The organism is Pandoraea iniqua (genome assembly GCF_902459685.1).
Taxonomy (GTDB): Bacteria; Pseudomonadota; Gammaproteobacteria; order Burkholderiales; family Burkholderiaceae; genus Pandoraea; species Pandoraea iniqua.
Genome location: NZ_CABPSF010000006.1, coordinates 158,545 through 171,162, shown reverse-complemented (window position 1 = coordinate 171,162; position 12,618 = coordinate 158,545). Strand labels below are relative to the sequence as shown.

General features: G+C 62.0%; 16 protein-coding genes. 9 read left to right on the top strand and 7 right to left on the bottom strand.

Going from position 1 to position 12,618, the window contains the following annotated elements:
- Positions 1-40: 40 nt before the first annotated feature.
- Positions 41-961 carry a LysR family transcriptional regulator gene (locus PIN31009_RS20215; RefSeq protein ID WP_150791404.1) on the top strand — a complete coding sequence of 307 codons (921 nt, stop codon included), beginning with the start codon at positions 41-43 and terminating at the stop codon, positions 959-961.
- A gap of 20 nt (positions 962-981) precedes the next feature.
- Here the strand turns inward: PIN31009_RS20215 and PIN31009_RS20210 are convergent, their stop codons facing one another.
- Complete coding sequence (locus PIN31009_RS20210) at positions 982-2,097, bottom strand: glycosyltransferase family protein (protein WP_150791403.1); 1,116 nt, start codon at positions 2,095-2,097, stop codon at positions 982-984.
- A gap of 99 nt (positions 2,098-2,196) precedes the next feature.
- Complete coding sequence (locus tag PIN31009_RS20205; RefSeq protein WP_150685856.1) at positions 2,197-2,940, bottom strand: SDR family oxidoreductase; 744 nt, start codon at positions 2,938-2,940, stop codon at positions 2,197-2,199.
- A 108-nt stretch (positions 2,941-3,048) separates the two neighbouring features.
- Between PIN31009_RS20205 and PIN31009_RS20200 the strand changes: the two genes are divergently transcribed.
- Positions 3,049-3,981 (top strand): LysR family transcriptional regulator, encoded by a 933-nt coding sequence (locus PIN31009_RS20200; protein ID WP_150791402.1) that lies wholly within the window; start codon positions 3,049-3,051, stop codon positions 3,979-3,981.
- Positions 3,982-4,034: 53 nt separating this feature from the next.
- On the opposite strand, the gene PIN31009_RS20195 is transcribed toward PIN31009_RS20200, so the two are convergent.
- Complete coding sequence (locus PIN31009_RS20195) at positions 4,035-4,394, bottom strand: VOC family protein (RefSeq protein WP_150685854.1); 360 nt, start codon at positions 4,392-4,394, stop codon at positions 4,035-4,037.
- Positions 4,395-4,603: 209 nt separating this feature from the next.
- Between PIN31009_RS20195 and PIN31009_RS20190 the strand changes: the two genes are divergently transcribed.
- From PIN31009_RS20190 to PIN31009_RS28370, 3 genes are all read left to right on the top strand, one after another.
- Positions 4,604-5,068: a hypothetical protein gene (locus tag PIN31009_RS20190; RefSeq protein WP_150791401.1), complete on the top strand. Its 465-nt coding sequence runs from the start codon at positions 4,604-4,606 to the stop codon at positions 5,066-5,068.
- A 147-nt stretch (positions 5,069-5,215) separates the two neighbouring features.
- A complete protein-coding gene (locus tag PIN31009_RS20185; protein WP_150685852.1) occupies positions 5,216-5,404 on the top strand; it encodes a hypothetical protein in 189 nt (62 codons plus the stop codon).
- A 192-nt stretch (positions 5,405-5,596) separates the two neighbouring features.
- Positions 5,597-5,719, top strand: a complete 123-nt coding sequence (locus PIN31009_RS28370; RefSeq protein ID WP_281355888.1) for a hypothetical protein — start codon at positions 5,597-5,599, stop codon at positions 5,717-5,719.
- Positions 5,720-5,854: 135 nt separating this feature from the next.
- Here the strand turns inward: PIN31009_RS28370 and icd are convergent, their stop codons facing one another.
- Complete coding sequence (gene icd / locus PIN31009_RS20180; protein WP_150791400.1) at positions 5,855-7,108, bottom strand: NADP-dependent isocitrate dehydrogenase; 1,254 nt, start codon at positions 7,106-7,108, stop codon at positions 5,855-5,857.
- A 287-nt stretch (positions 7,109-7,395) separates the two neighbouring features.
- On the opposite strand from icd, the gene PIN31009_RS20175 reads away from it, so the two are divergent.
- The 4 genes from PIN31009_RS20175 to PIN31009_RS20160 all read left to right on the top strand — a co-directional run bounded on the left by PIN31009_RS20175 (position 7,396) and on the right by PIN31009_RS20160 (position 9,251).
- A complete protein-coding gene (locus PIN31009_RS20175) occupies positions 7,396-7,986 on the top strand; it encodes a pseudouridine synthase (RefSeq protein ID WP_150791399.1) in 591 nt (196 codons plus the stop codon).
- A gap of 52 nt (positions 7,987-8,038) precedes the next feature.
- The gene (locus tag PIN31009_RS20170; protein ID WP_087691371.1) at positions 8,039-8,284 is read left to right on the top strand and encodes a hypothetical protein; all 246 of its coding nucleotides are present in this window, start codon (positions 8,039-8,041) and stop codon (positions 8,282-8,284) included.
- A 127-nt stretch (positions 8,285-8,411) separates the two neighbouring features.
- A complete protein-coding gene (locus PIN31009_RS20165) occupies positions 8,412-8,624 on the top strand; it encodes a hypothetical protein (RefSeq protein WP_058375815.1) in 213 nt (70 codons plus the stop codon).
- A gap of 135 nt (positions 8,625-8,759) precedes the next feature.
- Positions 8,760-9,251: a DUF192 domain-containing protein gene (locus PIN31009_RS20160; protein ID WP_246185770.1), complete on the top strand. Its 492-nt coding sequence runs from the start codon at positions 8,760-8,762 to the stop codon at positions 9,249-9,251.
- On the opposite strand, the gene PIN31009_RS20155 is transcribed toward PIN31009_RS20160, so the two are convergent.
- The 3 genes from PIN31009_RS20155 to xseA all read right to left on the bottom strand — a co-directional run bounded on the left by PIN31009_RS20155 (position 9,248) and on the right by xseA (position 12,377).
- Entirely contained in the window at positions 9,248-9,994 is a 747-nt protein-coding gene (locus tag PIN31009_RS20155) for an HD-GYP domain-containing protein (protein WP_150791398.1), read from the bottom strand. The two genes, PIN31009_RS20160 and PIN31009_RS20155, sit on opposite strands and share 4 nt — an antisense overlap.
- A 229-nt stretch (positions 9,995-10,223) precedes the next feature.
- Positions 10,224-10,802: a superoxide dismutase gene (locus PIN31009_RS20150; protein ID WP_150685848.1), complete on the bottom strand. Its 579-nt coding sequence runs from the start codon at positions 10,800-10,802 to the stop codon at positions 10,224-10,226.
- 201 nt (positions 10,803-11,003) lie between these two features.
- A complete protein-coding gene (xseA, locus tag PIN31009_RS20145; RefSeq protein ID WP_150685847.1) occupies positions 11,004-12,377 on the bottom strand; it encodes an exodeoxyribonuclease VII large subunit in 1,374 nt (457 codons plus the stop codon).
- Positions 12,378-12,618: the final 241 nt, after the last annotated feature.

Sequence of the window (12,618 nt, the reverse complement as noted above, 5' to 3'; positions counted from 1 at the left end):
GATTTCAGTGATAACACTGCAATCGCCTCGACGGCCCGCCATGGACCTGCACACTGTCGATCTGAACCTGCTGGTGGTTTTCCAGCACCTCTACAACGCACGACGCGTGTCGCGGGTGGCCGAAGCCATGGGCGTCACGCAGCCTGCGGTCAGCAATGCCCTCGCGCGACTCCGCAAGTTGTTCAACGACGAACTGTTTATCCGCACTTCGCGGGGCATGTTGCCCACGCCGATGGCCACCGAACTGGCGGAACCGGTAGCCGCTGCGCTCGACGCGCTGCATGGCGTGTTCAATCGTCAGGTGGCGTTCGATCCCGCGACCAGCCAGAAGGCGTTTCAGATCGCGATGACGGATATCGGTGAAGTGCACTTCCTGCCTCGTCTGATGCACGCCCTTGGCGAGCAGGCGCCGGGCATTACGGTGAGCACCGTGCGCAACACGGCAATCAACTTGCAGGAAGAGATGGCGGCCGGACAGGTGGATCTGGCCGTCGGCCACCTGCCCGATCTGACGTCCGGCTTCTTTCAGCGGCGACTCTTTCGCCAGAAGTACGTCTGCATGTTCCGCCCCGGACACCCGCTCGACCGGCCGGACGGCGACAAGGCCGCCGCACTCTCACGCGAAGATTTCGAGCGCGCCGAGCAAGTGGTCGTGGTGGCCGCCGGCACGGGCCACGGGCAGGTCGACGAGTTCATGGCGCGCGCACACGTGCATCGCAACATTCGTCTGCGGGTGCCGCACTTCGTCGCATTGGCCGATATCCTGCACGCGACCGATCTCGTCGCAACGGTCACCGAGAAGTTCGCGCAGCGCAGCGCCCAGCACTTCGGCTTGCGTTATGTCGAACATCCCATCGACGTGCCCGATATTCAGATCAATCTGTTCTGGCACGCGCGCTTTCATCAAGAGCCGGCCAGCCAGTGGATGCGCACGCTGCTGTTCGAGTTGTTTTCGGAATGAAGATGCCGTGAGTGCGCAGTTCAGCGCCCGTGCCACGTCTCCCAGAGACCCCGCCAGAAGGCATTGGCGTTGCGCCGGGCCCGCCAGCGCAGGTTGGGCAGCGAGACGGCGAGCCACTGCGTAGCGTCGTCGATACGCCGCTCGGTGAATCGATTCGGCGCGTTGAAGAGATCGAGATACGCCTGCCGGTAGTGCTCGACCATCGCGCTTTCCTGATAGTAGGTCTCCATCCAGCGACGTGACGCTGCCCCGATCTGCGTACGCAGCGCCGCGTTCGTCAGCAACTCGACGAGCGGGGCCTCGGCGGCTTCGAGCGGCACATCGACCCATGGCAATTCATACGCACCGGTCAGACGGCGAAGCTGCGACTGCACGCGGTTGTCGAGATGACCGAGCGTGGGCTTGCCCTGCGAGAGCGCTTCAAGCCCCGAGAGATGGTAGTTGCCCGTCACACACTCATCGAGCGCGACCGCAGCACTTTGTTTCAGGCGCAGACACTCGTCATGCGGCGTACCGGTGATCAGGCGAATTTCGCATAAGCCGCGACGTTCGAGCCTGCGCAACAGGCGAAGCGTTTGCGGCGCGCCTTTGGTTTCCCATCGCTTGCGCCAGCCCGACGAACGTCCACTCGGGGAAAAGACCACCACAGGACGCCCCGCGTCGCTCGCCTGCTCCGGTTGGGGCATGTAACGCGGATCGTTGAGCGGAACAATGTTGGGCACCACGCGCGCGAACGGATAAAAGCGTTCGGGGCCTTGCGCGATGACCAGTTGCGGAATGGGATCATTAACGATTCGCTCGCGCATTGCCGCATCTTCGCGCGACCACAGCTCAGGTGCGGAATGGAACTGGCGTATCAGCTTCTTGTGCGTGAAAAGCTGCGGAAAGTCGGCACCGAACGTCTTGTCCATCGGAAATATCTGATGGAGGTGGATGACGTCGGCGGCCGCGATGACGTCAAGTGCCACATCGCGCTGGCGTTTCCAGTCGATATCGACGGCGAACGTGCGCGTCTGATACGCGGCCGCGTCAAAGACGACGTGCCGCGCTTCGATATCGGTTAACCGGTTGAGCGCCGAGACGATGTTCCCCGGACTGCCCGCCACCGGCGTGTGCGAGATGTGGACGACCTTCATGAAGGGAGTCTAATCGCCGCCCTCGCGCCGGAGTTTACTTGGCGAGGGCGATCCGCTTACGGCCGATTACCGCCGATTACGGCGGTAATACTTGCCGTCTTACGCGTTGAAACCACCGTCGATGGTCAGGCTGGCCCCGGTCACGAAGCCCGCTTCATCGCTGGCGACGTAGGCAACCATGGCGGCGATTTCCGACGGTTCGGCGTGGCGCTTGAGTGCCATCAAGTCGTGCATCACCCCGGCAAAATCGCCGGTCGCGGGGTTCATGTCGGTCGCGGTCGGCCCCGGCTGCACATTGTTGACCGTGATGCCACGCGGGCCGAGGTCACGCGCCATCCCTTTGACCAGTCCGACGAGCGCCGCTTTACTCATCGCATACGCTGCGCCACCGGCGAACGGCATGCGATCGGCGTTACACGAACCGATGTTGATGATGCGCCCGCCATCGCCCATGTGCGCGAGCGCCGCCTGCGACGCCACGAACACCGAGCGCACGTTGACATCGAGAATCCGGTCGAAGTCGTCGAGCGCCATGTCGGCAACGTTGGCCATGGTGAATACGCCGGCGTTGTTCACCAGAATGTCGATCTTGCCGAATTCGCGGGCGGCGTCGTCGACGGCCTTGCCCAGTGCTACCGCATCGGCAGCGTCGGCCTGCAAGGCCAGTGCGCGTCCGCCAGCGGCACGAATGCCCGCCGCGATGGCTTCGGCTTCCGCCTTCGAGCCCTTGTAGGTGAAGGCGACCGCAGCGCCATCGTCCGCCAGTCGCTGCACGATGGCCGCACCGATACCGCGCGAGCCACCCGTCACAAATGCTGCCTTGCCTTGAAATTTCGTTGCCATGACGCCACTCCGTTGTTTGGAAAAGTGAAGCCAGTATGGTCGGCGGATTACCTGCCAACTAGTCCATAATTCCGATCATCACTTTCAACCCAATGGAACAGGTGACACATGGAAGCCCTGAACCTGCTCGAATCCTTCGTCCTCAGTGCGCGTACCGGTAGCTTCTCTGCGGCGGCGCGCAGACTCGGCATCACGCCTGCGGCGGTGAGCAAGAACGTGGCGCGACTGGAGGCGCAGATCGGTTTGCGGTTGTTTCACCGCAGTACGCGCAGTCTCACGTTGAGTGCGGGCGGCGAGTCGTTCCTGCGGGAGATCGACGGCCCCTTTGCGGCACTCACCGACGCCGTCGCCCGCGCGGCCGAGCGCGAAAGCGCGCCGTCCGGGGTGCTCAAGGTGAGCGTGGCGCACGCCTTCGGGCGGCAGTATCTGGTGCCCATGCTCGGCGAGTTTCTTACGCGCTATCCGGACATCGTGCCCGACTGGCGCTTCGATAACCGCAGCGTGGATGTCGTGAGCGAAGGCTTTGACGCCGCCATCGGCGGGGGCATCGAGTTGACGCCCGGGGTGATTGCGCGACGTCTGGCGCCCACTTACGCGGTGATTTGCGCGTCGCCCGCGTATATGGCGAATCGGGCCAATCGGGCGATGCCGAAGCATCCCTCTGAATTGGCGTCGTTCGACGGCGTGATGCGCCGCTCCGGGATGTCGGGCCGACTGCGCGCGTGGGAGCTGCGCAATGCGCGCGGCGAGCGGGTCAATGTCGAAGCACGCACGCGCATGATCTTCGACGACCCCGAGGCGATGGCGCATGCGGTCGCACTCGGCTACGGCATCGCGCTATTGCCGATGCCCCACGCTGCGCCGTTGCTCGATAGCGGCCGGCTGGTGCGGCTGCTCCCGGGCTGGTGCGAGGAGTACGGCGGCCTGTTCGTCTACTACTCGAACAAGAAGCAGTTGCCCCTGCGCACGCGGGTGTTTGTCGACTACGTGGTGCAAGCGTTCGAAACGCAGAAACTGGCGGCGTATTTCGATGGGCGGTGAGTCGCACGCGCCCTACGCCGGGGAGATGGCGCGCCGAACGCGCGGTGCGGCGGTTATCGATGCGACAGAATGTTGAGGAGCCGGTCGAAAGGATCACGGACGTAGAAGCGGCGCACGCCCCAAGGTTCGTCCGCCGGGCCGTATTCGATCTCCACACCCGCGGCGCGCATACGTAGGAGCGCTTCGTCGACATCATCGACTTCGATCGACAGATCGGGCACGGGCGTACCCGCGCCGCCTTCGGTAGCGACACTCATCTGCACGGTCATCTTTGCGGCATTGCCATACGTCGCGATCCAGCCGTGATCCATCAGCAAATCCAGTCCGAGCAGTTCACCATAGAAGTGTTGCGCGGCCTGCATCGCTTCGGGCGACGGCACGGCAATGTTTGCAACGATGCGGTTGACCTTCATCTTCACGCTCCCTTTCAGGTTTGTTGTTCCGTTGGCATCGGGTTATCCCGATGGTGCGATCCCACGACCGCGAGCGCGGCACTTGATCTATCGGTTGCCGCTCCTTGCTATACGGGCTCGCGTGCACTGTAATTGAATTGTCGTGCCGACGTCATGCCGGGAATTGAGAACGTCCCCAGTCGGCCGCCCGGGGGGTGGGAGATCCGACTATGGATACCGCCATCACCGCACGCGCCACATCCCGCCGTCGAAACGTTTGGCGTGCGGGCCGTGTTGTCCTTTTCGTCATCGGTTGGCTGGGGATCGGCGCGGCCTTCGGTCAAGCCGCTTACCCGCCGGCATCGATTGAAATCACGGTTCCCGCCGGTGAAAAAGTCGCGATCTGGGTACAGCCCAACTACAGCGCGTTGTGCCGCTCACTCGGACAACCCACCTTTCAACTCGACTCCGCCCCTGCGCTCGGTGAAGTGTCCGCCGAGTGGATCGATTACACCGTACCTGCGGGACAACGCTGCGAGACGATGCGCTTTCCCGGCATGATCGTCTGGTATCAGGCGGGGAAAGTCGCGGGCACCGACGTCGTGACATGGACGGTCGGTTTTCCGCGCGAGTTCACCAGCCGTATGCCATCGACGGGCGATCATCACGTTACGACGACGGTGGTCGTTCAATAGCGAATTCACTGAATTTCAGCGATTAGGGATTATTCGGATTTGCTGCTTCGCGGCAGGTAAACGCTTGCGTCCGACGTATGGCGACGAAATAGTATTTGTCATGCCCCCCATCCTTTCGTCGCTTTCGAATTTCAGTCGCAGGTTTTCATGATCAAGATTTCTCCTCAGACACGCGAGAAGCTTCGCGGCGTCGCAAGCTATACGGTGATCGGTATCTCAGTGACCGGTGTCACCATCGGCAACATGGAACTCCCCTTTTTCCCTTTTGACCCGCGCTACATCGGTGCCGCAATCGGCGCATCGGTGTCCGCGATCTGGCTCTTTTGCCGAAGGTGATATCCGGTGATGCCGAATTTCATATTTGACGGGAATTGGGTCGAGTACGGTGCGTTCTTTCACGGCGCCATTTATGTGGCATGGCGGATTTGGCGGACACGTCGCACACCCGCAATCGCGGCCCCTGTTCGTGCTGAAGAGTTTGCGTTCGGCGTTGGACTCTTCCCGCAATACTTGCTGCTGTTATCCGTCATGTCATCGACGATTGTCGAAGGCCTCGCGCAATCGAGCCAACTGAGTCTGTGCGTTGCCGGGAGCTATGCGCTCGCCGCGATGTGGCAGGAACGCCGGGACGGCCGTTTGCTCAGACGTTAGCGGCGCAGGCCATCGTCTGATGATATGAGGCGCTGCCGTCGATCGATCACAGAAAAAACCCCGGCGAGCGGCGCTCAACCGGGGTTGCGATGACATTGGATGCCATGGCTGCGGTGATTACCGCAGCTTCCCGCCTTACATATTCTCGATCATGACCGCGCCGAAGCCCGAGCAGGACACCTGCGTCGCGCCTTCCATCAACCGGGCGAAATCGTATGTGACCTTCTTCGAAAGAATCGACTTCTCCATCGACGCGATGATCAGGTCCGCCGCTTCGGTCCATCCCATATGACGCAGCATCATCTCTGCCGACAGAATCTCGGAGCCCGGATTCACGTAATCCTTACCCGCATACTTTGGCGCCGTGCCGTGCGTGGCTTCGAACATCGCGACCGAGTCCGACAGGTTCGCGCCCGGCGCAATACCGATGCCGCCCACCTGCGCTGCCAACGCATCCGAGACGTAGTCGCCGTTCAGGTTGAGCGTGGCAATCACGTCGTATTCGGCGGGGCGCAACAAAATCTGTTGGAGGAAGGCATCCGCGATCGAGTCCTTGATCACGATGTCCTTGCCCGTCTTCGGATTCTTCACCTTGCACCACGGGCCGCCATCGATCTCCGTCGCACCGAACTCTTGCTTCGCGAGACCATACCCCCAATCGCGGAAGGCCCCTTCGGTGAACTTCATGATGTTGCCCTTATGCACGAGCGTCACCGAATCGCGGTTGTTATCGATCGCGTATTGAATCGCCTTGCGCACGAGACGCTCCGTCCCTTCGCGCGACACTGGCTTCACCCCGATCCCCGAGGTCTGCGGGAAACGAATCTTGCTGACGCCCATTTCGTTTTGCAGGAACGCGATCAACTTCTTCGCGCCCTCGGACTCGGCTTCCCACTCGATACCCGCGTAAATGTCTTCGGAGTTCTCACGGAAGATCACCATGTCGATCTTCTCGGGCTGGCGCACCGGCGACGGCACACCTTTGAAGTACTGCACAGGGCGAAGGCAAACGTAAAGATCCAGCTGCTGGCGCAACGCCACATTCAGCGATCGAATGCCGCCGCCGACCGGTGTCGTGAGCGGCCCCTTGATCGAGACCACGTAGTCCTTGACCACTTCGAGCGTCTCTTCAGGCAGCCACACGTCCGGCCCATAGACACGTGTCGACTTTTCACCCGCGTAGATTTCCATCCAGCTGATCTTGCGCTTGCCGCCATACGCTTTCTCAACCGCGGCATCGACAACCTTGAGCATCACCGGCGTGATGTCCACCCCAGTGCCGTCGCCTTCGATGTACGGGATGATCGGCGTGTCCGGAACGTTCAGAGAGAAGTCCTTATTCACGGTGATCTTCTCGCCGGCGGGGACCTTGATGTGCTGATACGACATGGTGGGGCTCCAATTGGATAGATCGGATAACGCACGACAGGCGGCGGTATCGCCATCGGGTTTACCGCCCTATTGTAGTCACAGCGCTCATCGCTGCGTACAGCAAGCCTTTAGTCTTATATAAGACATAAGACTGATTTTTCCGATTATGCATTAACATGTCAGGCCTGAACAGAGGTTGCCGCCCTGTTGCGAAGTCCGCGAAGTCCGCAAAGGCCACAAAATGCCGGGTGACGTGTAATGTCGCACTGCCTCATATCGGCAATCTCCGATTTTCTTCCCTTGGTATGACACTTCTCGCACTCAACAAGCCCTTCGGTACGATCTGCCAGTTCTCGCCGCATCCCACGCGCCCGACGCTTGCCGAATGCGTGCAGCGGCCGAACGTCTATCCGGCCGGCCGACTCGACGCCGATAGCGAAGGCCTGCTGCTGCTCACTGACGACGGGCGTCTGCAAGCGCGCATCGCCGAGCCCGAGCGCAAGTTGCCCAAGACTTACTGGGCGCAGGTCGAAGGCGCTTACGACGAAGCCGCCGTCGCCCGGTTGCGCGCCGGGCTCGATCTCGGCGACTTCATGACGTTGCCGTGCGAAGCCCGCGAGATTCCCGAGCCCGAATCGCTGTGGCCGCGCCATCCGCCGATTCGCTACCGCGCGAGCATCCCGACGCACTGGCTCGAGATCCGGCTCGTCGAAGGCAAGAATCGTCAGGTGCGGCGCATGACCGCCGCCATCGGCAAGCCGACGCTGCGACTCGTGCGCGTGGCCATCGGCCCCGTCGACGTCTTTGCGTTGAACCTCGCCCCCGGACAGTGGTGCGAACTACCGCAACAAATACTTACACTTTCCGGTCAACGAAGCGGTCGCTCGACTCGTTGAGGGAACAGGTGCGCAACATACGCACCACTAATTGAAACGAGGAAACCAAGTCATGAACAAACTGCTGCTCGCCCTGACCGCCGGCATGATCGTGTCCGGCGCCGCGATGGCCCAACAATCGGCGCCGGCGACGGCACCTGTCGCGCCGGCGGCGCCCGCAGCAGCAGCACCCGCTCCGGCGGCGGCAGCTGCCGACAAGGCTGCGCCGACGAAGAAGGCATCGCATAAGAAGCATCACCACAAGAAGTCGGCCAAGAAGGGTCCTGCGACCCAACCGCCGACTGGTAACAAGCCGTAATACTTCACGTCGTAAAAATCCGCGAGTGAGTTGTCAACCGATGTCCTGAATGGACGTTATTAGAGGTGACTCACTTCGCGGGTCAACGAGTTCACTACCCAAACATCGAGCTTCAACGAGGAATCTCATGAAAAAACTGATCGCTGCCCTGGTCGCTGGCCTGTTCGCAACTGGCGTGTTCGCTCAAGCTGCTGCTCCGGCCGCTCCGGCTGCTGACGCAGCTCCGGCCGCCGCCGCAAAGCCGGCTGCCAAGAAGAAGTCGACGCACAAGAAGTCGACTCACAAGAAGTCGGCGAAGAAGGCTTCGGCTGCTGAAGCGCCGGCCGCCGCCAGCAAGTAAGTACCGCGTCGCGCAGCTTCTTTGCGCAACTGACGGTAATAAGCAGGTTGCTCACGCAACCTGCTTTTTTTTCGTCCGGCGGCTACAATGACCCGCCATTCGTCTGACGTTTTCAGACCTTCCCAGGAGTCGTTCGTGATCCGGATTTCACGTCAACTGGCCGCGCTCGCTGCCAGCACCACGTTCGCTGCCGCCGCTGCCGTCATGGCCCTCGCCCCGGCCTCCGCCGCCGCGCAACAGATCAAGCAACCCGGCGATTTCCCGACCATTCAGCTCTCCGCCGGCATGTACCTCATCAAGGCGGAAGTGGCCGCGACCGAAGCCGATCGCGAGCAAGGCCTGATGTATCGCCAGAAAATGGCGCCGAATGCCGGCATGCTGTTCGTGTTCGAGAATCGCGCCATGAACTGTTTCTGGATGCGAAATACCGATCTGCCGCTGTCGATCGCCTTTCTCAAGGACGACGGCACGATCGTGAACATTGAAGACATGGCGCCGCAAACGGACGACAACCACTGCCCGCGCGAACCGATTCGCTACGCACTCGAAATGAATCAGGGGTGGTTCAAGACCAAGAACCTCGGGCCGGGTGCGAAGATCTCGGGCCTGCCGAAGTCGACGCGCTAACGCGCGCCACTTGAAATCGCCAGCGCGGGCATGAGCGCCCGCTCCAAAAACCGGTCGAGCAGCCACGGATCGAAGTGGCGTCCCCGCTCACCGAGCATCGCCTTGACGATCTGCGCCGGTGTGAGCGCCGCCCGATACGGCCGGTGGCTCGCCAGCGCGTCGAAGACGTCGACCAGCGCGACGATGCGGCCGGCCAACGGAATACGATTGCCCGACAATCCGAACGGATAGCCCCGCCCGTCATACCGCTCATGATGCGTGCGCGCGACGTTCGCCGCCAGATCGCAGGCAGCGCCGCCGATGGCATTGAGCATGTCGGCCCCGAGCTGCGGGTGCATCCGCATCACTCGAATCTCATCGACCGTCAGCTTGCCCGGCTTCTCCAGAATCGAATTCGGAATACAAAGCTTGCCGGTATCGTGCAGCGCTGCGGCCAAACCGAGCGCCTGCGCTTCGATCGCCGGCATCTCCAACGCCTGTGCAAAACGCCACGCCAGCCGGCCGACACGCCACATATGCGACGCCGTGCCGCCGCGCTTGTGTTCGGCTAACCGGAACAGCGTCCACGCCGCAGGCGGCAGACTCCGCATGAGATGGGCATCGGCCAGCCAGTAGCGCTGGTGCGACGAATGCTGCGACGGATGCTGTGACAAATGAGGTTGCGCATCGGGCGTCGCGCGTTGGGCAGCACGAGCACGAGGCGGTGAAAAGCAGGTATCGCGCGTTGGCGCAGGGTCTGGCATACGTTATCCGGTCGTTGGAAGGGGTTACTCTAACGACGCTTGCCCATCCGAATGTTGACCCCGATCAAACGACATCACCCTGCGGGCAAACCGGCGGCGGCTGAAAACAAAAAGCCCATCGCATGCGATGGGCTTTTGCTTCACCGGCGAGGCGCCGCGCTCGGGTCAGGCGCGTGACGCCAGGGTTGACCTCGTTGCCGGTGAATTCCGGGTGTTCCGGGGTATTCGATTAAGCGAAGTTCTTCGCTGCGAAGTCCCAGTTAACCAGACCCCAGAATGCCTCGACGAACTTCGGACGGGCATTGCGGTAGTCGATGTAGTACGCGTGTTCCCACACGTCGATGGTGATCAGCGGCTTGTCCGTGCCGGTGATCGGCGTGGCTGCGTTGCTGGTGTTCACGATGTCGACCGAACCGTCGGCCTTCTTCACGAGCCACGTCCAGCCCGAACCGAAGTTGCCCACGGCCGACTTCGAGAACGTTTCCTTGAAGGCGTCGAACGAGCCGAACTTGGCATCGATGGCCTTGGCCAGATCGCCCGTCGGTGCGCCGCTGCTCTTCGGCGACAGCGTGTTCCAGAAGAACGTGTGGTTCCACACTTGCGCTGCGTTGTTGAACACGCCGCCCGACGACTTCTTGATGATGTCTTCGAGGGACGCGTTTTCGAATTCGGTGCCCTTGATCAGGTTGTTCAAGTTCGTCACGTAGGCTTGGTGATGCTTGCCGTAGTGATACTCCATCGTTTCCTTGGAGATGGTCGGCGCCAGTGCATCGATGGCGTACGGCAGTTCAGGGAGCTTGTGTTCCATGGCGATTGTCCTTTGTGCTCTGAGGGGAACCCGATTTGCATTATCCGGAACCACCGATTCTAGGGCAGATGCGATAACCCCGCAAACCCGACGGTTACTCGTTTCACCGCACTTTGCGCTTCACGTGTGACGATTGTGTGCCGATCCCGACTAATCGACGCAGATTGTCTGCACTTCACTAACACTGGCGCTCCGACATCGCTAAAAAGTATCGTCTAGCCTGACCTGGACATCACCAATGCTCACGTCCGCCGCGCCATCGGCCAGATGCATCGTGACCTGCTGGCCCCGCTGGAGCTTGCGCGGGTCACGCACCGGCTGGCCGCGGCCGTCGAGCACGGCGGCATAGCCGCGCTGCAACGTGCGGCGCGGATTGAGGAGTTCGAGCTGGGCGGTCGCATCGACGAGTCGCTGCGTCGAGCGCTCGGCGCGCCGTGACATGGCCGTATGCAGGCGCTGCGAGAGCAATGCGAGCCGCTCATGCTGCGACGCGACATCGGGCACGGCGCGCGCAAAACGCAGGCGCAGCATCTCGAACCGGCTGCGGCGCTGCGCCAGCGGGCGTTCCAGCGCATGACGCATCCGGTCGGACAGATGGGCCAGCGCCCCCTGTTGCCGGGCCAGACGCTCACGCGGTGACACCAGACCGCGCGACAGACTGTCGAGTTGCTGGGCGCGTTGCTCCAGCGTGCGCCACATGGCGCGCGTCAGGCGTTGCCGCTCGCGGTCGACCTCGCGCAGACACTCGTCGCGCGCCGCACTGATCAGCTCGGCCGCGGCCGTGGGGGTGGGTGCCCGCACATCGGCCACGAAGTCGGCAATCGTGAAATCGGTCTCGTGGCCGACCCCCGAGACGACGGGCAACTCGCTGCGGGCGATCGCGTGCGCGAGCACTTCTTCGTTGAACGCCCAGAGATCTTCGATGGAGCCGCCACCGCGACACAGCAGAATGGTGTCGACTTCGCGGCGGGCGTTGGCGGTATCGAGCGCTGCGGCCAGACGCGAGGCCGCATCCGCGCCCTGCACCGGGGCAGGGTAAATCACCACCGAGACATGTGGCGCCCGGCGGGCGAGCGTACTCAGCACGTCGCGCAGCGCCGCCGCCTGCAACGAGGTCACCACGCCTACCCGGCGGGCGTAACGCGGCAGCGGCCGCTTGCGATCGGCGTCGAAGAGCCCCGCAGCCGCGAGCTTCTCCTTCAGACGCAAGAACGCTTCGTAGAGATTGCCCTGCCCCGCGCGCCGGATCGCCTCGACGTTCAGTTGCACCTCGCCGCGCGGCACGTACATCGACAGCAGCGCCCGCACTTCGACGCGGTCGCCCTCTTTCGGTGAAAAATCAGCGTGTTGCGCACGGCCACGGAACATCACGCAGCGCATTTGCGCCTGCGCGTCCTTGATCGAGAAATACCAATGGCCACTGGCGGCACGCGTGAAGTTCGAAATCTCGCCGCTCACCCAGGCGAGCGGAAAACTCCGCTCCAGAACCCCGGCAACGGCCTTGTTCAAATCCGAAACACTGAGCACGCGATCCGCACCACGATTGGGCCGGGCGTCGTCAAAAGAAAGGTTCATGCGATTCGGCAGGTCAAAAACTGTCCACAGGCCCGTTAATTTAAGGGTTTTCGCACCCCGCCGCCGCACTTTTCCTACATCGGGGCGGTAAAGCCTTGACTGACGGGGCTGTCCGGCGGGTGTCGCACCCGCGTCACATGGCATTTTCGTGACAGACAGCAGGATATACGGGCGCCCGGAGACATGTGCACAAAGTTATCCACAGGCTGTCTTTGTCCGTTTGGGAATCGAGAGGTTGCGG

Excerpts from the sequence above, each read along its gene's own strand:
- PIN31009_RS20175 (WP_150791399.1), top strand. The coding sequence starts at position 7,396 with ATGACACTTCTCGCACTCAACAAGCCCTTCGGTACGATCTGCCAGTTC.
- PIN31009_RS20150 (WP_150685848.1), bottom strand. The coding sequence starts at position 10,802 with ATGGAACACAAGCTCCCTGAACTGCCGTACGCCATCGATGCACTGGCG.
- PIN31009_RS20185 (WP_150685852.1), top strand. The coding sequence starts at position 5,216 with ATGATCAAGATTTCTCCTCAGACACGCGAGAAGCTTCGCGGCGTCGCA.
- PIN31009_RS20195 (WP_150685854.1), bottom strand. The coding sequence starts at position 4,394 with ATGAAGGTCAACCGCATCGTTGCAAACATTGCCGTGCCGTCGCCCGAA.
- PIN31009_RS20200 (WP_150791402.1), top strand. The coding sequence starts at position 3,049 with ATGGAAGCCCTGAACCTGCTCGAATCCTTCGTCCTCAGTGCGCGTACC.
- PIN31009_RS28370 (WP_281355888.1), top strand. The coding sequence starts at position 5,597 with ATGTCATCGACGATTGTCGAAGGCCTCGCGCAATCGAGCCAACTGAGT.
- xseA (WP_150685847.1), bottom strand. The coding sequence starts at position 12,377 with ATGAACCTTTCTTTTGACGACGCCCGGCCCAATCGTGGTGCGGATCGC.
- PIN31009_RS20215 (WP_150791404.1), top strand. The coding sequence starts at position 41 with ATGGACCTGCACACTGTCGATCTGAACCTGCTGGTGGTTTTCCAGCAC.
- PIN31009_RS20165 (WP_058375815.1), top strand. The coding sequence starts at position 8,412 with ATGAAAAAACTGATCGCTGCCCTGGTCGCTGGCCTGTTCGCAACTGGC.
- PIN31009_RS20210 (WP_150791403.1), bottom strand. The coding sequence starts at position 2,097 with ATGAAGGTCGTCCACATCTCGCACACGCCGGTGGCGGGCAGTCCGGGG.
- PIN31009_RS20155 (WP_150791398.1), bottom strand. The coding sequence starts at position 9,994 with ATGCCAGACCCTGCGCCAACGCGCGATACCTGCTTTTCACCGCCTCGT.
- PIN31009_RS20190 (WP_150791401.1), top strand. The coding sequence starts at position 4,604 with ATGGATACCGCCATCACCGCACGCGCCACATCCCGCCGTCGAAACGTT.
- PIN31009_RS20170 (WP_087691371.1), top strand. The coding sequence starts at position 8,039 with ATGAACAAACTGCTGCTCGCCCTGACCGCCGGCATGATCGTGTCCGGC.
- PIN31009_RS20205 (WP_150685856.1), bottom strand. The coding sequence starts at position 2,940 with ATGGCAACGAAATTTCAAGGCAAGGCAGCATTTGTGACGGGTGGCTCG.
- icd (WP_150791400.1), bottom strand. The coding sequence starts at position 7,108 with ATGTCGTATCAGCACATCAAGGTCCCCGCCGGCGAGAAGATCACCGTG.